This is a genomic window from Thermoanaerobacterium butyriciformans (assembly GCF_017874545.1).
Lineage (GTDB): Bacteria > Bacillota > Thermoanaerobacteria > Thermoanaerobacterales > Thermoanaerobacteraceae > Thermoanaerobacterium > Thermoanaerobacterium butyriciformans.
The window spans coordinates 18,469-39,570 of record NZ_JAGGLT010000021.1 but is presented as its reverse complement, the minus strand read 5'-3'; the positions used below and the strand labels follow the sequence as shown (position 1 = coordinate 39,570).

General features: G+C 35.1%; 18 protein-coding genes. 15 read left to right on the top strand and 3 right to left on the bottom strand.

Annotated elements, in window-relative coordinates; translation table 11 throughout:
• Positions 1–8 precede the first annotated feature (8 nt).
• The 8 genes from J2Z80_RS09745 to asnB all read left to right on the top strand — a co-directional run bounded on the left by J2Z80_RS09745 (position 9) and on the right by asnB (position 8,519).
• Positions 9–350, top strand: coding sequence for a rod-binding protein (locus J2Z80_RS09745; protein ID WP_209454223.1), 342 nt, complete (start codon positions 9–11; stop codon positions 348–350).
• Between the two features lie 160 nt (positions 351–510).
• Positions 511–942: a 3-hydroxyacyl-ACP dehydratase FabZ gene (gene fabZ / locus J2Z80_RS09740; RefSeq protein WP_209454222.1), complete on the top strand. Its 432-nt coding sequence runs from the start codon at positions 511–513 to the stop codon at positions 940–942.
• Positions 943–958: 16 nt separating this feature from the next.
• Entirely contained in the window at positions 959–2,515 is a 1,557-nt protein-coding gene (gene murJ, locus J2Z80_RS09735; RefSeq protein ID WP_209454221.1) for a murein biosynthesis integral membrane protein MurJ, read from the top strand.
• Positions 2,516–2,530: 15 nt separating this feature from the next.
• Positions 2,531–3,649 carry a DUF362 domain-containing protein gene (locus tag J2Z80_RS09730; protein WP_209454220.1) on the top strand — a complete coding sequence of 373 codons (1,119 nt, stop codon included), beginning with the start codon at positions 2,531–2,533 and terminating at the stop codon, positions 3,647–3,649.
• Between the two features lie 94 nt (positions 3,650–3,743).
• Positions 3,744–3,890, top strand: coding sequence for a hypothetical protein (locus tag J2Z80_RS09725; protein ID WP_209454219.1), 147 nt, complete (start codon positions 3,744–3,746; stop codon positions 3,888–3,890).
• Positions 3,891–3,942: 52 nt separating this feature from the next.
• Positions 3,943–4,758, top strand: coding sequence for a peptidoglycan editing factor PgeF (gene pgeF / locus J2Z80_RS09720; protein ID WP_209454234.1), 816 nt, complete (start codon positions 3,943–3,945; stop codon positions 4,756–4,758).
• 86 nt (positions 4,759–4,844) lie between these two features.
• Positions 4,845–6,821: a methyl-accepting chemotaxis protein gene (locus J2Z80_RS09715; RefSeq protein ID WP_209454218.1), complete on the top strand. Its 1,977-nt coding sequence runs from the start codon at positions 4,845–4,847 to the stop codon at positions 6,819–6,821.
• A gap of 186 nt (positions 6,822–7,007) precedes the next feature.
• Positions 7,008–8,519, top strand: a complete 1,512-nt coding sequence (asnB, locus tag J2Z80_RS09710) for an asparagine synthase B (RefSeq protein ID WP_209454217.1) — start codon at positions 7,008–7,010, stop codon at positions 8,517–8,519.
• Between the two features lie 75 nt (positions 8,520–8,594).
• On the opposite strand, the gene J2Z80_RS09705 is transcribed toward asnB, so the two are convergent.
• Both J2Z80_RS09705 and J2Z80_RS09700 read right to left on the bottom strand, forming a co-directional pair.
• Positions 8,595–9,674, bottom strand: coding sequence for a tetratricopeptide repeat-containing glycosyltransferase family 2 protein (locus tag J2Z80_RS09705; protein ID WP_209454216.1), 1,080 nt, complete (start codon positions 9,672–9,674; stop codon positions 8,595–8,597).
• 79 nt (positions 9,675–9,753) lie between these two features.
• Positions 9,754–10,749, bottom strand: a complete 996-nt coding sequence (locus tag J2Z80_RS09700; RefSeq protein WP_349292596.1) for a DNRLRE domain-containing protein — start codon at positions 10,747–10,749, stop codon at positions 9,754–9,756.
• Between the two features lie 178 nt (positions 10,750–10,927).
• On the opposite strand from J2Z80_RS09700, the gene J2Z80_RS09695 reads away from it, so the two are divergent.
• The 4 genes from J2Z80_RS09695 to J2Z80_RS09680 all read left to right on the top strand — a co-directional run bounded on the left by J2Z80_RS09695 (position 10,928) and on the right by J2Z80_RS09680 (position 15,047).
• Positions 10,928–12,097 (top strand): iron-containing alcohol dehydrogenase, encoded by a 1,170-nt coding sequence (locus J2Z80_RS09695; RefSeq protein WP_209454214.1) that lies wholly within the window; start codon positions 10,928–10,930, stop codon positions 12,095–12,097.
• 159 nt (positions 12,098–12,256) lie between these two features.
• A complete protein-coding gene (locus J2Z80_RS09690; RefSeq protein ID WP_209454213.1) occupies positions 12,257–13,210 on the top strand; it encodes a phosphodiester glycosidase family protein in 954 nt (317 codons plus the stop codon).
• Positions 13,211–13,222: 12 nt separating this feature from the next.
• Complete coding sequence (locus J2Z80_RS09685; protein ID WP_209454212.1) at positions 13,223–14,242, top strand: hypothetical protein; 1,020 nt, start codon at positions 13,223–13,225, stop codon at positions 14,240–14,242.
• Positions 14,243–14,324: 82 nt separating this feature from the next.
• A complete protein-coding gene (locus tag J2Z80_RS09680; RefSeq protein ID WP_209454211.1) occupies positions 14,325–15,047 on the top strand; it encodes an SGNH/GDSL hydrolase family protein in 723 nt (240 codons plus the stop codon).
• A gap of 23 nt (positions 15,048–15,070) precedes the next feature.
• On the opposite strand, the gene J2Z80_RS09675 is transcribed toward J2Z80_RS09680, so the two are convergent.
• Positions 15,071–15,958 (bottom strand): selenium metabolism-associated LysR family transcriptional regulator, encoded by an 888-nt coding sequence (locus J2Z80_RS09675; RefSeq protein ID WP_209454210.1) that lies wholly within the window; start codon positions 15,956–15,958, stop codon positions 15,071–15,073.
• A gap of 137 nt (positions 15,959–16,095) precedes the next feature.
• Here J2Z80_RS09675 and J2Z80_RS09670 point away from each other — a divergent pair, with 137 nt between their 5' ends.
• The 3 genes from J2Z80_RS09670 (at position 16,096) to helD (ending at position 21,056) form a co-directional block, all read left to right on the top strand.
• Entirely contained in the window at positions 16,096–17,904 is a 1,809-nt protein-coding gene (locus tag J2Z80_RS09670) for an NAD(P)/FAD-dependent oxidoreductase (protein WP_209454209.1), read from the top strand.
• A gap of 17 nt (positions 17,905–17,921) precedes the next feature.
• Positions 17,922–18,512: an alpha/beta fold hydrolase gene (locus J2Z80_RS09665; RefSeq protein WP_209454208.1), complete on the top strand. Its 591-nt coding sequence runs from the start codon at positions 17,922–17,924 to the stop codon at positions 18,510–18,512.
• Between the two features lie 306 nt (positions 18,513–18,818).
• Entirely contained in the window at positions 18,819–21,056 is a 2,238-nt protein-coding gene (helD, locus tag J2Z80_RS09660; protein WP_209454207.1) for an RNA polymerase recycling motor HelD, read from the top strand.
• Positions 21,057–21,102 lie beyond the last annotated feature (46 nt).

Below are 21,102 nucleotides of genomic sequence, written 5' to 3'. Positions count from 1 at the left end.
AGTCTTAAATGAACATAGATCCCATAAGTAGCATAGAAGAGATGAATCAAATAAATCAGTTAAATATTAATACAAATACCGATGATTTTCAAAAAGCCATACAAGACGCTATGAATAGCAAAGACAAAGAGAAATTGAAAGAAGCTTGCCGAGACTTGGAAGCGGTATTTGTAAATCAAATGTTGACTGAAATGAGAAACACAATACCGAAAGATCCACTTACTGGTGATGACTTTGCAACAGATGTATTTACAACAATGATGTACGACAACTATGCACAGGAAATAGCGAAAAACGCCAATTTAGGAATAGCTGATGCTATGTACAACCAATTGTCAAAAAAGATATGAAATGGCAACCGTCCGCAAAATGAGGTTCTACGATAAGTTAAGGTTTAAACCATAACCGCTCTGTGTATTAAGGGCGGTTATTTTTCTGAGTCCCGCAATTTTCATATTTTCATCCTATATGGTATAATCATAGTAAAAAGCAAAATTAGGAGTGGATTAGATGTTAGATAATGAGGAAATCAGGGAGGTCATACCCCACAGGTATCCGTTTTTGATGATTGATAAAGTGCTGGAGATTGAAGACAACAAAAAAGCCGTAGGCATAAAAAGCGTTTCTGCAAATGAACCATATTTTCAAGGGCATTTTCCGGGGAATCCTATTATGCCGGGTGTATTGATTGTAGAGGCCATGGCACAGCTTGGTGGAATAACTGTGATGTATGGAAAAGATAACAATAACATGATAGGACTTTTTACAGGCATCAATAAGTGCAAATTTAAAAGGGTAGTTAAGCCGGGAGATCAGCTTAGGATTGAAGTTGAGATAATTTCGTCAAAATTAAATCTTGTGAAAGCGAAAGGCATTGCGACAGTTGATGGTGAATTGGCAGCAGAGGCTGAAATATCGTTTATGCTGGTGGAGAAAAATTAAAGCGAAGGTGCGTTAAATGTCAACAGTCAGAAAAACTGCTAAAGCTGCAGGGCTTGTGATGGTTATAACATTTATAAGCAAAATAACTGGATTTTTAAGAGAGGTAGTTTTGGGTTCAAAATTTGGAACAACAAAAGATGTAGATGCTTACAATATGGCCCAGAACATACCTATGGTTTTGTTTGCAGCAATTGCTGCATCTATCGGTACTACAGTTATACCGCTTTTTTCCGAATATCTAGCCAGAAAAGGAAAAGATAAGGCATTTGAATTTATAAATAATCTTTTAAATGTTATAATTTTAATGACTATAGTATTTACAGCAATTGGCGCAATTGCATCGCCTATGATAGTCAAAATCATGGCTCCTGGATTTAAAGGCGATGTTTACTATGAGACATTGAAACTTACGATGATATTATTGCCAGTCATGATATTTGTTGCGGCGTCAAATATCATAACTGGTGTTTTGCAGTCACTTCAACACTTTGCTGTACCTGCCATGATAGGCATACCCTACAACATTATTATAATAGGAACGGCACTGATGTACGGTACAAAGTACGGCATATATGGTGTGGCTTTGGCAACTGTTGTAGGCTCAATCATTCAGGTGTTGATACAACTACCGGTTCTTTACAAGTTTGGTTTTAGGTACAGAGTTGTGTTAAATTTAAAGGATGAAAGCATAAAAAAAGTAATTATTTTGGCAATACCGGTTCTTATAGGGACGTCCATACAAGTCATAAATACATATGTAGACAGGATGATAGCATCATATTTACCGGCAGGCAGCATTGCAGCATTAAACTACGCTAACAGGCTCATAGGCTTTGACATATTTTCGATGGCAATAGCAATTGTAATATATCCAATGCTTTCAAGGCACTTTGCGTCCAATAACATAGATGAGTTTATAAAAGGAATTAAGATGGCGGTAAAAGCGATACTTTATATAATGATTCCAGTTACAGTAGGTGCCATTATCTTCAGAGTTCCAATCATAAGGATTTTATTTGAAAGAGGAGCTTTTGATGAAAGGTCTACTTATCTTACATCTATTGCTTTCATGTTTTACAGCTTAGGCATGACTGCCAATGGACTTAGAAATGTGCTAAGCAGAGGCTTTTACTCTTTGAAAGATACAAGGACTCCTATGATAAACGGTGCTATTGCAGTACTTATAAATATTGGGCTTAATTTAGTTATCGTCAGGTACCTTGCATTAGGCGGATTAGCATTATCTACTTCAGTTGCTGCCACTGCTGCATCATTGATGCTTATGTATTCCTTGAGAAAAAAGATTGGTAGAATTGGAGGGAATGAAATAGCATCTTCTTTTGTAAAAGCTTTAATAGGCTCAGCCATTATGGGAGTTTTTGCACACTTTGTCTACAATGGGCTTTCTAAATTTGTGACTGGAGGGAAGATATATGATGCTTTATCACTTTTTATAACAGTACTTATAAGTGCTTTTATATACTTTCTATTTATTTTGTTAACTGATAATTCTATGGTAAGTTATGTAAAAAAAGGTGCAAGTATAATTAAAGGGAAATTAGCTAAAGAATGATAAGGAGTGATGACTTTGAAATCGAAAGTATATTATTACAACATGAGGGCTTCAAGACAGTCAGGAAGTTTATCTTCAAAAGTCGCCAGATTGTTTGACGTTGCAGGATTTAAAAATATTTTTACGAAAGACGATTTAGTTGCTATTAAACTGCATTTTGGCGAGAGAGGAAACAATGCGTATATAAATCCGATTTTTGTAAGACAGGTTGTTGACAAGGTTAAGGCAAATGGAGGAAAACCATTTTTAACTGATTCTAATACTCTTTATAAAGGAAGCCGTTCAAATGGAGTAGACCATTTGATTACAGCTATAGAAAATGGATTTGCATATGCTGTTGTCAACGCACCGCTTGTAATAGCAGATGGGATATTCAGTAAAGACTCTGATGATGTAGAGATAAACAAAAAACATTTCAAGACAGTTAAGATATCTTCTAATATAAGCAATGCTAATTCTATGATAGTGCTTTCACATTTTAAAGCGCATGAGATTGCTGGGTTTGGTGGTGCTATAAAAAACCTTGCAATGGGCTGTGCACCAAGAGCAGGGAAACAGCAGCAGCACTCAACGGTAAGCCCAAAAGTAGGCAAAAAATGCACTGCTTGTCAGACTTGTATAAAAAATTGTCCAGAAGATGCTATATCATTAGTTGACGGCAAAGCTTACATAGATCCTGAAAAATGCATTGGCTGCGGCGAATGTATAACTATGTGCCAATACGACGCCATAAATCCTCAGTGGGGAACAGATATGGATGAATTTGTTGAAAGAATGACGGAGTATGCCTATGGTGCATACATCAATAAAAAAGGCAAAATAGCATTTATGAATTTCGTGATGAATGTGACTCCATTGTGCGACTGTGCGCCGTGGAGCGATGCACCGATTGTGCAGGATATAGGAATATTGGCATCATTTGATCCTGTTGCAATAGATAAAGCCAGTTTTGATCTTGTAAATAGACAAGCAGGAAATCCTCATTCTGCATTAGGGGATGTAGGACGGGGTCTTAAAGAAGGGGACGATAAATTTGTCTCTGTCCATCCTAAGACCAGAGGCGACATACAATTTAAATACGGTGAAGAGCTTGGGATGGGTACCACGGATTATGAGCTTGTTGAATTAAAATAATGCAGATTTTCTGCATTATTTTTTTTAAAAACAAGAAATTTGTATACGATTATAGTATAATGTATATATAAGGTTAAAAAGGGAGAGGTCAATGATGGAAAAGTACATTATTATAATACCGATTGCAGGAGTACTGACGGTAGCATTGCTTTTTTTAATAATGCTTTCAATGATCAAGTTTTCTGACAAGTACATAAATAAAAAAGAAGAGAAAAACAAAAAAGAAGACAAGCTGGATTGAGGACATTGATGTCCTTTTTTTATATAAAACAATCTTGAAAGGTATGATGGCGATGAATAGAGGGTTTAAGAGAAATGAAATTGATGGTGTTGTTTTTTATACAATACCTGCCTTTGAAAATACAGGGAAGGTAAAACATCTTTTTTCCACAAGAATAGGCGGCATAAGTGGTGGGCCTTACAGCTCGCTTAACTTAAGCCTTACAAGGTACGATGCTAAAGAAAGCGTGTACGAAAATTTTAAACGTATATGCCATGTTGCAAATATCAATTACAACGATATGGTGTTTTCAAATCAAGTCCATTCAGATGGCATTAGAATTGTTAATGAATCTGATAAAGGTAAAAACTTTGGCATAAGCGATATAAAAAACGCAGATGCGCTTATGACAAATGAAAGAGGCATACCCATTGTGACATTTTACGCTGACTGCACACCTCTTTATTTCTTAGATCCTGTAAAAAACGTCATAGCATTAGTGCATGCTGGATGGAGAGGCACAGTGAAAGAAATTGGCCCTAAGACTGTTGAGACGATGGTAACTGCTTTTGGCTCTGATAAAAAAGATATACTTGCAGCTATAGGTCCAGCTATAGGTGTTTGCTGCTATGAGGTAGGGAAAGATGTGGCAGACGAAATATCAAGATTAAATATCGACATAGATGATGTATTGTTGGACAAGGGCGATGGAAAGTGGATGTTAAACCTTGAGATGACAAACTACTATGAGCTTATAAACTGTGGGATAAAAGATAAGAACATAACTATATCAGGCCTTTGCACATCTTGCAATATTGACGAGTTTTACTCTTACAGAAGGGACAAGGGTATAACAGGCAGCATGGCAGCGTTTATGGAATTAATATGAGAAAAATACAAAAAACACTTAAGATTATTGTTGAAATAGCCGATAAAATAACTATAAGCGAAATTAATACATGAGGTGATAAGGCAGTGAAAAGCATAAGAATCAAGATTTTTGCATTGGTTACTATATTTATCGTCGTACCACTTCTCATTACAGGCTATTATTCAATGAATGAAGCCCAGACAATACTTAAAACCAGAATAGACAAGTCAAATCAGGCAGCACTTGAAGTGCTTGACAATTACGTTGGAATGGTGAAGCAAAACGCGGAGATTTCACTTAATGATATTGCCAATTCCAGCGACCTTAAAAACTACATAAAAACCGGCGATTCAAGTAGCTTGCTGGATAAATTAAAAGGTGTAGAAGACAACAATTCGATCATATTAAATGCTTATTTTACAGCTAAAGACGGTAAGACCATCATCTACCCTGTTCAAGATGTAAGTGGCGTAGATCTCACTAAAAGGCCTTGGTATCAAGCTGCTTTAGATGCAGGAGGTGCTATTGCTTCTACTGAGCCTTACAAGGACATCCTGTCTGGTAAACCCGAGATAACCATGTCAAAAGCTATATTTGATGAAAACCAAAACTTAGCAGGAGTCGTAGGCATCGACATAGATCTATCGAAGCTTTCGGATGCCATAAGCAGTATAAAGATAGGAAATTCAGGATACTTTTACTTGATGACAAGTGATGGCACTGTCATATCACATCCAGATAAAACTGAGATGTTTACAAAAATGACGAGGTACAGCTTTGGCAAACAGCTTTTGTCCCTTAACAATAAGACGATGGAGTATACTTTTAATAACCAGTTGAAGTTTGCCAGAGTCAAAAAGCTAAGCGAATTTGGATGGATCGGCGTCGTTACTACGACTATTCAGGAGCTAAATGCTGATACAAGCTCCATAAGGAATACGATGATCACTGTAATGATTATCTGCCTTATATTTGGGCTTATTTTGGCATTTATCTTTATTTCCACTTTGACAGGTGGCATCAGGAAAATATCAAAGACGATGGAAAAGGCGTCAAAAGGAGAGCTTGTGCTTAGCACTGATATAAAATCAAGAGATGAAGTAGGCCTGCTTTCTAAGAGTTACAATGACATGATTGAAGGAATACGGTCATTGGTAATAAAGATAAAAAATGTGGCTGAGTCTGTAAATAACGTTTCAAATAACATTGCATCATCATCAGAGCAAGTTTCGTCCACAATGCAGGATGTAGCAAAAGCAATAGAGCAGATAGCTGAAGGTTCATCGAATCAGGCAGAAAGTGCTCAAAGCAGTGCTAAAGCAACATTGGAGCTTGGAAAGCTTATAGATACGGCTATGAACGACTCCAACAATATTTTGGACGAAGTCACAAACATAAACATGATTTCAGAAAGTAGCAATGAGATAATCGAAAGCCTTTTAGCTAAGACGCAGCAAAGCATCGAATCTAATAACAAAGTAAGAGAATCTACCCTTTTCTTGAGAGATAAATCAAACCAAATAGGAAAGATAGTGGATACCATAAGGCAGATAGCGGATCAGACCAATTTATTGTCTTTAAATGCAGCTATAGAAGCTGCAAGGGCTGGAGAGGCTGGAAAAGGCTTTGCAGTCGTTGCTGACGAAGTGAGAAAATTGGCTGATGAGTCAAGCATTGCAGCTAAAAGCATATCAGAGCTTATAGCTGAGATACAAAATGACGTAAATGAAACGGTGGCAACGGTGGAAAATGCTAATAACATCGTCATGGAGCAAAGCAATTCCGTCAATAACACGAAAGAGATATTCGAAGGCATTATACAAGCCTTGAAGTTTGTGACAGACATGATAAACAGCCTGAACGGCTCTTTAAAAGAGATAGAAGCCAATAAGAACAAGATCGTTGATGCTGTGCAGGATATAGCCGCTGTATCGGAGGAAACTGCGGCGTCTACTGAGGAGATTTCGGCATCATCACAAGAGCAAACAGCTATAATTGAGGAGCTTTCAAGTACGGCAAATGAGCTTAAAGGGTATGCAGAAGAACTCATGGAATCTCTTAAGATGTTTAAAATAGAGTAAGTATAAAAAAGAACAGGTAAGTGAAAAGACCTGTTCTTTTTATCACTTTAATTCTAAATTTTATAACTATTAAGCATTAACCAATATATTCATTGCCTAGATTTTTACTGTATAATATTGTATAATGGTATTGATGTAATTTTATTCTATATCAAAAAATTCTGATTATAAGGAGATGATTATCTTTTGTGCGGGATAGCTGGTATATTTCATGGAAATGAGACGAATAGGGTTAAAATGATGCTGGAGAAAATTATACATCGTGGACCAGACGATCATGGTGTATTTTCAGACTCAAATATTACATTAGGACATAATAGGTTGACGATAATTGACTTATATAGTGGTAGGCAACCGATGAAAAATGAAGACGGAAGATATTGGATGATATTTAATGGTGAAATTTACAATTACAAGTCATTAAGAAGTGAGTTAAAAAATCATAATTTTGCCACAAATACAGATAGTGAGGTGATAATTCATTTATACGAAGAATTAAAAGAGGACTGTGTTAATTACTTGGATGGCATGTTTTCGCTGGTTATTTATGATTCTATTGAAAAAACAATATTTATGGCTAGGGATCCACTAGGCATAAAGCCATTGTATTACGGTTATACAGAAGAAGGTTATTTGGCTTTTGCATCGGAGATTAAGGCGTTGCAAGTTGTCACAGACGATATAAATGAATTTCCTAATGGACAAACATATACAACAAAAAATGGATTTTCAAAATATTTTTCTATAGAACAAGATCCAATAAATATAAAAAATGCAGATGATATAGTAAATGGACTAAGGCTTAGATTAGAGGATTCAGTGAGGAAAAGATTAGTTGCTGATGTTCCAGTTGGAGTATTTCTTAGTGGTGGTCTTGATAGCAGCCTTATAGCTGCCATTGCTGCAAAGTACAAGAAGAATTTAAATTCCTTTGCAGTTGGCATGGAAGGCAGTAATGATATAAAAAACGCAAGGATTGTTGCAGACTATATTGGTACAATTCACCATGAGTTAATTTATACAGAAGACGATATAAAGAAAATACTGCCAAAAGTTATATATTATCTTGAATCCTGTGATCCAGCTTTAGTACGGAGTGCTGTTGCGACATACTTTGTATCTAAGCTTGCCAGCAAATATGTAAAAGTTGTCTTATCTGGTGAAGGTGCAGATGAACTATTTGGTGGTTATCATTATTTAAAAAATTACTCAAATAATTGGGAAATGCACACAGAACTTAGAAGTATAACAGGAAATTTGCACAACAGTAATTTACAACGAGTTGACAGGATGACAATGGCTAATTCTATAGAAGGAAGAGTGCCTTTTTTAGATACAGAAATGATTCACTATGCTTTTAAAATAAAGCCATCTTATAAAATAAGCGAAAAAGATAAAACAGAAAAGTGGATTCTTAGAAAGACTGCGGAAGAGTATCTACCTGATTCAATTGTTTGGAGGAGGAAAGAAAAATTTTCGATTGGTACTGGCACAAATGAAGTTTTAAATTCATTAGCAGAGTCAGAGATAAGTGACAGATATTTTGTTAAAAATAAGAAATTGGCTAATGGATTTGAGATAAAGTCAAAAGAGGAGATGTACTACTACAATATTTTAAAAGAGCAATTTGCTGTTGACGCTTTTATTAATGAGATGGGTAGAAGCCGAAGCCTTGATGATTTTCAAATATATGCTTAAGTCAATGTAGTATAAATAGTTTATATAAGCATAACCTGATATAACAATAATAAATATACCAGGTTATGCTTATAATCATTTGTTATTTAATAAGCTTTCTAAAAATGCTTTGTTTTGAAGTACCATAGGATTATTTGGGTCATACTTTCTCGCTTCTTCATTATGCATATATGATTTTTCTATGTCACCTAATCTATAATAGCATATGCACAACTGAATATGTGGAAGCCATGTTGAACATGCTATATTTACAAAGCCTTGATTAGGTTTTTCGACTTTTGTCGCAAGCTCATACCAGAAAATAGATTGTTTTATCTTGTTTTCCTGCAAAAATTTATAACCTAATCTGCAACAGAATTCAGGCCTTGGCACGTCGTATTCAAAAGATTTAAAAAGAACTTCATCTCTTTTATTTAAATCTCCTAAAGCTTCATAGCAGTCAGCAAGCTTTCCGAGAGAATACAGTATATCTTCCATCCATCCTTTCTTGGAGTCTATAAACATGTTGTAATATTGAACGGCCTCAGCATACCTTTTGTGTTCGGCCAATTCATTTGCATAGTAAAACATATCTCTTGGGGTAAAATCTATTTTGCTTTTAATCATTTTTTCATAAATTTCAATATTTCTATTGGGCGTATTTTTTACTTTGCCATGCGTAATTTTTATATCACTATCGTAAATTTTTCCGTAGACCTCAAGATATTCGTGTACTGCGCCAATCCATTTGAAGTTTTTTGCTCTTTTTATTAGGCGATTTCTAATGCTTATAAAAGATGGATTGCCATTTGATGTTTTAGTCAGGACGTATTTCATCGTCACTGAGTCAATAGATGGGTCAAAATTGTTTTTAAGATTTATAAGTTTTTCTAAATCGCCTGGTTCCACATAATCATCCGCATCAAGCCATAATATATAATCCATTGTCGCTTTGCTAAATGAAAAATTTCTTGCTGCGCTAAAATCGTCTATCCACTTAAAATCAAATATTTTATCAGTATATTTCTTTCCAATATTTTTTGTTAAGTCAGTAGAACCTGTATCAACTATGATTATTTCATCTACCGCATCTTTTATGGATGTTAAGCACCTATCCAATGTCAGTTCTTCATTTTTTACTATCATGCACAGACTTATAGTTATACTTTGGCACATATGTTATCCCCCCTTATCTGATTTCAATAAATTTACATCTAAGGGTTGGCAAAACCAAACCCTTAGATGTCTTTTAATATCAGTCAAGCTTTAGCAATGTGATAGAAGCATTTACGACTCCAGAAGCTAAAGTCAAGGCGACGCCTGTATTTCTCAAAGTCAATACGTCTCCTGCAGATACAGTTATTATAGCTTCACCTACTAATTCTGTTGCATTGATAATGGTAGAGTACTGCGTTTCAGGTAATGGAGTACCATTTAATGTCAATACCATTGAATTTAATACTGCGGCTGAAGCTGTTGTAGTAAAACCTACTCTATAGGTTCCGCCGATGTCAAACGTTATAGGTGCGGTTCCTGCTGTGTGGGAGATGCCTACTAATGGTCCATTGCTGTCAAATGTTACATCATTGCCTAGTAAAATAGTATCACCAGTTGTGTTGTAAATATATCCGTAAGCTGCTATACCTGCGCCAGTAGGACCAGTCGGGCCAGTCGGACCTGTTGGACCAGTCGGACATACAGGACATGGTTCATAAGTTATTTCCAGATATGGTTTATTTACATTGTTGGTTGATTCATATCCTATTATAGTGTCAACTACATTTTCTATTCCTCTTATGGTTATGCCAAAGTTTAAAGATGGTGTTAAGAGCCATTTATACGCTAAATTTGTTATATCAATTCCTATATAGCTTCCTACCATGCTGTCGGTAACAGTAAAACTATAAGGAGTTACGACGGTAAAAGGTGCCGTATTCCAAGTTACCGTCGATTGACTGAAGTCATTTAAGTTTTCATAGATTGTAATATTCTGTGGATACAGTACGCTGTCAGGCATATCTTTTCTGTTTACATAAAGATACAGTTTAGCATCTGTCATTACATTGCCAGATGGTATAGCTCCCGACAAGTCAAATTTCAATAGTGTTCTGTAAGCATCCAGCATATTTCCAAACCTTAAATATTCGCCAGTAAATAGTGAAATAGAATTGCCGAAATTTTGAGTAGGAAAGTACTGCGATATATAAGCATCGTCAGTAGGGTTAATTTGAATAGTTGGCAAAACAACCACCTCGTTTGGAATATTTAGAGCACGATTAAATATGATCGTGTTCTAAAAATAATATATGAAGTAGTATATTAATTGTTACATATTAAGCGGTATCATAGTACACCATCAAAAATATGTTTTTAAAAAAACCAGTGGTATAATTATTTAGAAAGAACTATTAAAAAGAGGGTGTTATTTTATGAACAATTTTGATTTTGTTTGTCCGACAAAGATCATCTTTGGCAAAGGGACTGAAAATAGAGTAGGCCAAGAGACAAAAAAATATTCAAAAAAAGTATTGTTTGTCTACGGCAGTGGCAGCATAAAAAAGACAGGTCTTTACGACAAAGTCGTAAAATCGCTAAAAGACAATGGTGTTGATTACATAGAATTATCAGGAGTAAAACCAAATCCAAGGCTTAGCTTGGTTTATGAAGGGATAAAGATTTGCAAAGAAAACGGAATTGACTTCATATTGGCCGTAGGTGGCGGCAGTGCCATAGACACTGCAAAGGCTATTGCTGTTGGTGCGCTTTACGATGGCGATGTGTGGGATTTCTTTGTAGGTAAAGCTGAGATTGAAAAGGCATTGCCAGTAGGTGTAATATTGACATTGGCTGCAACAGGAAGCGAAGCCAGTGACAGTGCAGTCATAACAAATGAAGATGGTTGGTACAAGAAGGGTATACACTCTGATCTCATAAGGCCTCAGTTTGCCATAATGAATCCAGAGCTTTTGTACACACTTCCTCAGTATCAGACGGCTGCAGGTGCAGCGGATATAATGGCTCATATAATGGAAAGGTACTTTACAAATGTCCGCAATGTAGATCTTACAGATAGGCTTTGTGAAGCAACGCTTAAGACAATGATAAACAATGTTCCAAGGCTTATTGAAAATCCTGAAGACTATGATGCGAGAGCTGAAGTGATGTGGGCAGGTACTATTGCACATAATGGACTGCTGGATACGGGAAGAATCGGTGATTGGGCGTCACACAGGATTGAGCATGAACTAAGCGCAATCTACGATATAGCACACGGCGCAGGTCTTGCTATAATATTCCCAGCATGGATGAAATATGTGTACAAACACGACTTGGATAGATTTGTCCAGTTTGCCGTTAAAGTTTGGGATGTAGACTTGACATTTACCGACAGAGAGGAGATAGCACTGGAAGGTATAAAAAGACTTGAAGATTTCTTTAGAAATATAGGTCTTCCTGTGACACTGAAGGAGGCTAATATACCTTATGACAGGTTTGAAGAGATGGCTGACAAATGCACGTCAAATGGTACAACAACCGTTGGGCAATTTGTTAAACTTACGAAAGATGACATAATAAACATATACAATCTTGCAAAATAACCCAATATATGTAAAATATATCCTGATTATGCTATAAAAATAGCTATTCAGGATATATTTTTTTATATATTTTTGATTTTTTAATAAAATATTAATAATTTTCTTGTATAATAGAATATGTGTAAAATTATAAGGTACTAAATTGGGAGAGAGTTTTTTATGAAGAAGATAATATCTTATGTAATATTTCAAGTGTTTTTGGCTGCTATAGTAATACCAGTTTCGATATTTTACGGGCCTTTTACGAATATCAGAAACACTTTGGTAACAACTGCAATGACTACATTTAGTCATAAATACATCGCAACCCTGTTTTTGCCACAAAGCAAGATTGACGCTATAATGAAAGAGATGTCAAGCATTTCTACAGACAGCAGCAAAAGCAGTCTTTTAAACTTTAAAAACAATCATGACACTACCATCGAAGTAAATGACATAAGCAGCAGCAGATTTAAAGGGAAGGTGATCCTTATACATGACCCCACAAGAGTGCAAGTCGGCATATCCAGCAAGCTTCCTAAAGAAGGAGAGACAGTCAGTGAGATAGCGAAAGAAAATGGGGCTATAGCTGCCATAAACGCTGGTGGATTTATCGGGTATGTAGATGGGGCGTGGACTGGAAACGGAGGAACACCAGGTGGAATCATCATACACAATGGAAAACTTATTTACAACAATGCATACAGCAAAGATGGCAAAATTGACCTTGCAGGGTTTACAAGCGATGGCAAGCTATTGGTAGGGAAATACTCTTTAGATGAGATAAAGAATTTAGACATAAAAGAAGCTGTAAGCTTTGGCCCTGCCCTTGTTGTAAATGGAAAGCCTATGATAAAAAGTGGTGACGGTGGCTGGGGAATTGCACCAAGGACTGCCATAGGGCAGAAGGCCGATGGAACTGTGATATTTTTAGTCATAGACGGCAGGGCTATATCTAGCGTAGGTGCGACGCTTAAGGATGTGCAAAACATAATGTTGGATTATGGTGCTGTAAATGCTACAAATCTCGATGGTGGTTCATCTACTACTATGTACTACAAAGGGAAAGTCATAAACAATCCGTCAAATCCTTTAGGGGAGAGGATGGTTCCTACAATATTTTATGCAAAATAAGATGGAGGTATTATGAAAGCTATAAGAAGAATTTTTACATGGCTACTGTTCCCATTGATACTAGAAATGGGAGTGCTTTTCTATATAAATAATGTATATTTATCTACAACAACTACGTTTCACATAACAAAAGTTAATTCAGAGACAGATGCATTAAAGAAAACAATAAAAGCCAATATCCCAAGTGATGCTGACAGCGTAGAGGCATCTTACGATGGAGGCTATGTTTCATATCTTTTAAACCATCAGATAATTGTAGTAGATACAAAGACTCAAGGGATTAAGAAGGTTATCGCAGCTAGCAACAACATCGAATACTACACATGGCTTAATGATAGAAACAGAATCATATATTTTTATAAGACGTATAGCCGAGGAAGTGAGGCAATACAGTTAGAGGCTTATGACCTTGATATAAACAATAAGATAAAGATAGACAAGCTTATATATGCGCCTAGAAACAGCCACATAGAAGATGTTACTTTGTCGCCTCTTACAAACATGATATATATAAATGTTGTGGATTCCAATGGATATAGCTATTTATACCGTGTCGATATAATGGGGCAGATTACAAATCTGAAGCTTCCAATAAAGAGAATAGCTAAAATGTATGAACTTCAAAGAAAAGACGTACTTCTGTATGAATCGTCAAATGGCATTATAAGAGTAATCAAAAATGGTGGAGGATACACATTTTTAAGCAGTGGATATTCGCTTATTGGTACTGACAGCAACGACAATGTGTATGTAGGAAAGTTAAATAGTAACAAAAAAGTTGTGGAAATATATTATGGTTCAATAGATAAAAGCTTTAAAGACTGGAATCACATAAAGCTAAATCATGCAATTGACCCAGATCAGGTGTATATACTGCCAAAGGACAATGCTTTGACGGTAACATTTGACGGAAAAAATCTCATCGATGTAAATAGTGGTGAAACCATAACAGGAAGTGGCGATATATCAGGTGTTAATACAAACTATATAATGTACACCCATAACAATGATGTTATTTTGAAATTACAATGATGCCGAGATTATTCGGCATTTTTTGCTACTAAAAGCTGTTAATTTGTGGTATAATAGACTAAAAGGTTATGGAGGTGCAGCGATGGATATGCTAAATATAAAAGAAAGTTACAACTTTCTTGTGTGTGGGGACTCTATATCAAGAGGTGTCGTTCTTGATAAAATCAAAAATAAATATGTGCTTTTAAGGGACTCTTACGCGAATTTGCTGAATGGCTATTTAAAAGGGACGGTTGAAAACATATCGAAATTTGGAAGCACAATACTCAAGGGAAAGGATAGACTTACAAGGGAGCTTGACAAGACAAAGCCTGATGTTGTGCTTTTAGAGTTCGGAGGTAATGATTGCGACTTTAATTGGGATGAAGTGGCTAAAGACCCGTACAAAGACCATGCTCCAAATACAGACTTTAACGTATTTAAAGAAACTTTAAAAGATCTTATAGATTCACTGAAAAAGGCAAACATCGTTCCAGTTTTACTTACACTTCCGCCTCTTGATGCAGACAGATATTTTAACTGGATAAGCAAAGGAAATAAAGAAATGGCAAAAAACATATTGACATGGCTTGGAAGTGTCACAAAAATTTACTGGTGGCAGGAAAAGTACAATTCTGCCATATTAAGCATGGCATTAAGCACTGAGACGAAAATAATAGATATAAGAAGCGCATTTTTAGATAGACCTGACTATAGAAAACTTATATGTGAAGACGGCATACATCCCAATGAAGAAGGGCACAAAGCTATAGCGGAAAAGATAAAGGATTATGTCAAGACATACCACGATTTCTTATTAAAATAACACAATGGTATGGTTCTAGTATATCATGTTTTAGCATTGCTGCAGATGAAGTCTATAAATTTTTTACACAGTTCAGATAAGTATTTATCCTTGTGATAGATGATAATAAATTGCCTTAAAAATTTTACTCCATCTATCTCTACTTTAACAAGCCTTGAACTTTTTAATTCTTCTTTAATTGCCAGTTTTGATATTACCGAAACACCTAGATTTGCTTCAACTGCTTTCTTTATAGCTTCAGTGCTATTAAGCTCAAGTTTAATGTTGAACTCAATATTATGTGCTTTCATTGTGTTTTCAAATACTTCTCTTGTTCCACTGCCGACTTCTCTAATTATGATATTTTCTAAACATAAATCATCCTTATTGATGATTTTCTTTTTTGCCCAATGGTGATTTTTTGAGCATATAAGGTACAGCTCATCATTTAAAAAGTACTTGACTTCAATGTTATCAGAATGTATAGGGCCTTCTACTATGCCAAGATCTATTTCATTGTCAATTATCATCTTTACTATTTCAGATGTGTTGTCTATGCAAAATGGTAATTCTATATTTTTATAGATTTTTAAAAATTCGCCTATTAGTTGCGGCAACAGATACGTTCCAACAGTCCTGCTGGCTCCTAACTTAAGTTTTCCCATTTTCATATCAGAAATATCCCGCAATGTATTTTCTACTTCATTTAACAAAAGATTGATTTTTTTGCCATAATCTCTCAAAATTTCGCCTGCATGTGTCAATACAAGCTTTTTACCTATTCTGTCAAAGAGTTTTATATTGTATTCTTCTTCAAGCTCTGAAATTGCCTGGCTAATAGCAGGCTGAGTCATATAAAGATGTCTTGCAGCTTCTGACATACTGCCTAATTCGCAAACTGATAAAAAAATATTTAGTTCTCTGAAATTCATAATCATCACCAATCATAAGCTTTAACTTATATATTTTATAATATTATATTATTTTACTTATATAAAAACAAGCATTACAATAGAGTGTAGAAAATAGCAACGACAATTTTCACTAAAATAAAAGGAAGTGTATTGTTATGCTTTTGAGTGAAGGTAAAATTGGAAATATGAGATTAAAAAACAGATTTGTAATGTTGCCGACTGTCACAAATTTATCAAATGATGGCTTTGTTAGTGAAAAGGAAATAAATTATTATGACAGGCGATCGAAAGACGTGGGCTTGGTTATAGTTGAAGCATGTTATGTAAATAAGTTTGGAAAGTTCTTTAAAAACCAGTTAGGAATAGATGGTGATGACAAGATTGAAGGCCTTAAGAGATTAGCTGATGTCATCAAAAAAAATGGTGCAAAGGTTGCAGTTCAGCTTGCTATGCACAACCCTAAGTATAAGCCGTCAGATTTTACTGTAGAAGACATAAAGGGGTTTGCAAAAGATTTTGTAGATGCTGCTAAAAGAGCAAAAAAAGCAGGATTTGATGCAGTAGAATTGCATTTTGCACATGGATGGTTTGTAAATCAATTTTTATCTCCAAACGTAAATACACGAGACGATGAATACGGTGGAGATTTCGATGGAAGAGCAAGATTTGCTTTAGAGATATTAGAGAATGTAAAGAGAGAAGTGCGGGACTTGACTGTAATATGTCGTATTAATGGAAGCGACTATACAGATGGTGGATTTGATATCAATGAAAGCATAAAACTTTCTCGTCTTTTGGAAGAACACGGTGCAGATGCAATAAATGTTTCATCTGGTGTAGGTTCTACGTCAGAGTATCATATATCACCAATGGGAATTGATGATAGGCCTCTTATAGCTCATGTAAAGAAAATCAAAGATAGTGTTTCTATTCCTGTGATAGCGGCTGACAAACTTGGTGTTGCAGCTGACTGGGAGAGCATAGTAAGACAAGGTTATGCTGATTTCATAGGTATTGCAAGAGGACTCATAGGGGATCCTGACTGTGTTGGTAAGTATATAGAGGGAAAAGCTGATGAGATAAAATACTGTATCCACTGCAATCAAGCATGTATTGCGTATATACAAAAAGGACTTCCTGTATCATGCATGATGAACCCTACTGTAGGCAGAGAGAAAGAATTTGACGCGGCCGCAAAAGAGAAGCTTAATGTAGCTGTAATAGGAGGCGGACCTGCTGGCATGTCTGCTGCTATATACTTGGCAAAAAAAGGACACAATGTTGAGTTATTTGAAAAGTCAGATTCACTTGGAGGCCAGCTAAAAGTTGCAAAAGTTCCGCCACACAAGTCTGAAATAGGTGAAGTAATACATTATCTTGAAGCTGATTTAAAAAAATACGGAGTAAAAGTCAATCTAAATCATGAAGTGACATGTGATGAATTAAAAAATATGAATTATGACAAGGTAATAATTGCGACAGGTTCAATTCCAAAGAAATTGAATATGAAAATGGGTATAGTGCCATTAAGAGCTATAGACGTTTTAGATGGCAAAATACCGAATGGCAGCAATGTGGCAGTAATAGGCGGTGGTTTGACAGGACTTGAGACAGCAGAATATCTTGCTACAATGGGTAAAACTGTTACAGTATTAGAAGAACTTGACGAAGTAGGCAAAGATATATATGCAATGAATAAGAAGCTTTTGATAGAAAGATTGAAAAATCTCGGTGTAAGAATCGTAACAAACGCAAAAGTAGATGTGATAAACAATGTAAAAATTGTATACAATAATGGCAATGAAGTTGAGGCAGACGATGTGGTGATTGCAATAGGCAATATCCCTGATGAAAAATTTAAAAAATGTGTCAGCGACAATATAATTTTTATAGGCGACTGTAAAGAAATAGCAACAGCAGTAGAAGCGATAAGGGATGGCGCAGAACTGTCATTGATAATTTAAAAAAGAAGGTGACGATTATGACGGAAGATAATAAATATGTCAATATCGATGGAGCGATGGTTCACTATTTAATCAGCGGACATGGTGATAAAGGTGATGTTCTTCTGCTTCATGGCAAAAGATTCACTATAGATGATTGGGTGAAATATGGAATAGTTGATAATATTGCAGAAGAAGGATATAGGGTAATCGCTGTGGAATTGCCTGGTTATGGCAAATCGGAAATCCTAGATATATCGTATGAGGATTTCCTAATGAAATTTGTTAGTATATTAAATATCAATAAAGTTAATATTGTTGGTCCATCCTTCAGTGGAGAAATATTAATAAGATTTGCATTAAAGTATCAGGAAATGATTAGAACCCTTATCATTGTAGATAGTATAAACATCGATAAATACGTCGATAGACTTAAAGAGATAAAGGTTAATACATTGATTATTTGGGGTAAAAAAGATGACATAGCACCGTATGAATTTGCGACAATGCTAAAACAAAATATACAAAATGCAAAACTGTATACATTTGACGATCTAGGTCATACTTGTTACTTTGATAAACCTGATGTATTTACTGATGAATTAATTAAGTTTTTAAATCAAGATTAAGTGTAAATATGTATATTTATAAACAAAATTAAACTAATAATATAATAAAACCTGTTCTTGCATAAAGAACAGGTTAAATTTTTATTCATTAATATTCATAAATATAAACATAATTTTATTTACACTAAACAACATAATTTTATCACACAATTGGTAATTTGACAAGATAAAAGATGCAAATTTGAGAGAAAAGCAGCTAATTAAAATTGTTTTTGATGGAAAACATGTGATATTGCATTAATACATTTGTAAATTAAAAGATATTGCGATAAAATAAATTTTACCGTTATGCTAGGAGGGAAAACAATGAAAGCATCAGAGCATCCATCGTACAACGAAGAAAAACAGAAGCTTCATGAAACAATTGAATGGATCGAAGGTGAGATAGCAAAAAGTGAAGAGGAAGGCAAGATATTAGAGAAAAAGATATCTGAAACTCGAAAGGAAGTGAAGTCAGCACTTGACGAAAGGATAGTTTTACAGAAGCAGCTTAAGATGAGCAATGAAAGAAAACTTAGAAGGTATAAAGAATCGAAAAACAAACCGTACTTTGGGCGTGTCGACTTTAAGGAAGACGGTGATAATAAGATAAAAAAACTCTATATTGGCAAATACGGTTTAAACGATGAAAAGCACGATGAACCTGTCGTAATCGATTGGCGATCTCCTATTGCAGATATTTACTACAGCGGTGAGGCAGGTGCGGTATCTTACAAATCACCAAGTGGCGAAATATCTGGTGAAATAAAGTTAAAGAGGAGGTACGAAATAGAAGAAGGTGAACTTCTCAACATTTTTGATGAGAAATTAAAAGAGATGATCTTGGATGACGAATTTTTAACGTCGTCTCTTGAGAAGAGTGCTGATAATAGACTTAAAGACATAGTTGCAACGATACAAAAGGAGCAAAATGATATTATAAGGGCACCATTAGATAGGGCTTTGATTATACAAGGTGTTGCAGGAAGTGGTAAGACGACTATTGCACTTCACCGGATGGCATATCTTATTTACCAAAATCAGAGAAATAAAGGAAGAGAAGATTATTACATGGTAATAGCTCCAAACAAACTTTTTCTTAATTACATATCTGATATTTTGCCGGATCTTGGTGCTGACGATGTCCTGCAGACGACATTTGAAGATTATGCATTAAAAATTACAGGAATAAAAGAAAAGCTAAAAGTGGCAAATGATAAAATATCATATCTTTTAGGAGATGCGCCCATCGACGAAAAGCGAAAGACTATTATGGTGTCAAGATTCAAGGGAAGCTTGCTATTTAAAGCAATTATCGATAATTATTTTAAACAGTTTTTATATAAGTACATTCCTGACTGTGATATAAATATTGATGGAAACATTATTTTTACATCAATAGAGCTTAAAAAGTTATTTATTGAAAATTTTGTCTACCTGCCATTGCAGAAAAGAAAAGAGCAATTTATTTCGTATTTGAAGAACAGACTAAAGAAAAATAAAGATTTAATTGCAGATGGTATTGAAAAGGAGTATAGCGAAAAAATCAGATTTGTCAAGGATAATATTGATGACAATGAGGTAAGGCAGTCTAAGGTAATTGAACTGTATGAACTTAGAGATAAAGAAATAGGAGATATACCAGTTAAAATCGACAAAGCAATTTGTGATTATTCTGAAAAATGGATTCAACTAGATACACTTAAAATTTATAGAGATATAATGGATTTCGAGACGCTTAAGAAGTTTTCGTGCGGTAAAATCGAAGACGAAAAAATCTCGTGTATATGTGATTATACAAAAGCGATACTTGACAAAGACAAAATAGAAAACGAGGATTTAGCGCCGCTTTTGTACGTACACAAGTATTTGTTTGGTTTAGATGATGCAGGCAAATTTGCGCATATAGTCGTTGATGAAGCACAGGACTTTAGTGAATTTAAATTCTATTTAATAAAAAGAATCGTGAAGGGTGATTCTATAACGATAGTTGGCGATGTAGCACAAGGCATATACTCATATAGGGGAATAAAATCATGGGGTGACTTAAACAATCATGTGTTAAATGGCAAGGCGACGTATAAGATGCTGAAGAAAAGCTATAGATCGACTGTTGAGATAATGGAATATGCCAACAGCGTAATTGACAAAAGCAAGAATAAAAGCATAGTAAAAGCAGAGCCAATTATGAGGCATGGTGATGTACCAGAGATTATTAGAATAAGAGACTATGACGAACTGATTTATGATATTTTAAATAATTTGCAGGATGATGAGCTTACGACAGCGATAATTTGCAAAACAGATAAGATGTCGAAAAGGATATATGAAAGTTTAAAAAAGGATATAGATGATATTACATTGATTAGCGATAAAACGGAAGTATATAAAGGCAGGAAAATCGTGATACCATCGTATTTGTCTAAAGGATTGGAATTCGATACGGTGATAATTCCTGATGCAGATTCATACAATGATACAGAACTAGAGCTTAAATTATTTTACGTTGCAATAACGAGACCACTTCACAAACTTAAATTATACTACACGAACCTTTATAATTAAATATATGATCAAAAAGCAAACGAATTTTGACCTATTTTAGTATCTT

Excerpts from the sequence above, each read along its gene's own strand:
- J2Z80_RS09745 (WP_209454223.1), top strand. The coding sequence starts at position 9 with ATGAACATAGATCCCATAAGTAGCATAGAAGAGATGAATCAAATAAAT.
- fabZ (WP_209454222.1), top strand. The coding sequence starts at position 511 with ATGTTAGATAATGAGGAAATCAGGGAGGTCATACCCCACAGGTATCCG.
- murJ (WP_209454221.1), top strand. The coding sequence starts at position 959 with ATGTCAACAGTCAGAAAAACTGCTAAAGCTGCAGGGCTTGTGATGGTT.
- J2Z80_RS09725 (WP_209454219.1), top strand. The coding sequence starts at position 3,744 with ATGGAAAAGTACATTATTATAATACCGATTGCAGGAGTACTGACGGTA.
- pgeF (WP_209454234.1), top strand. The coding sequence starts at position 3,943 with ATGAATAGAGGGTTTAAGAGAAATGAAATTGATGGTGTTGTTTTTTAT.
- J2Z80_RS09705 (WP_209454216.1), bottom strand. The coding sequence starts at position 9,674 with ATGTGCCAAAGTATAACTATAAGTCTGTGCATGATAGTAAAAAATGAA.
- J2Z80_RS09695 (WP_209454214.1), top strand. The coding sequence starts at position 10,928 with ATGAACAATTTTGATTTTGTTTGTCCGACAAAGATCATCTTTGGCAAA.
- J2Z80_RS09690 (WP_209454213.1), top strand. The coding sequence starts at position 12,257 with ATGAAGAAGATAATATCTTATGTAATATTTCAAGTGTTTTTGGCTGCT.
- J2Z80_RS09685 (WP_209454212.1), top strand. The coding sequence starts at position 13,223 with ATGAAAGCTATAAGAAGAATTTTTACATGGCTACTGTTCCCATTGATA.
- J2Z80_RS09680 (WP_209454211.1), top strand. The coding sequence starts at position 14,325 with ATGGATATGCTAAATATAAAAGAAAGTTACAACTTTCTTGTGTGTGGG.
- J2Z80_RS09675 (WP_209454210.1), bottom strand. The coding sequence starts at position 15,958 with ATGAATTTCAGAGAACTAAATATTTTTTTATCAGTTTGCGAATTAGGC.
- J2Z80_RS09670 (WP_209454209.1), top strand. The coding sequence starts at position 16,096 with ATGCTTTTGAGTGAAGGTAAAATTGGAAATATGAGATTAAAAAACAGA.
- J2Z80_RS09665 (WP_209454208.1), top strand. The coding sequence starts at position 17,922 with ATGACGGAAGATAATAAATATGTCAATATCGATGGAGCGATGGTTCAC.
- helD (WP_209454207.1), top strand. The coding sequence starts at position 18,819 with ATGAAAGCATCAGAGCATCCATCGTACAACGAAGAAAAACAGAAGCTT.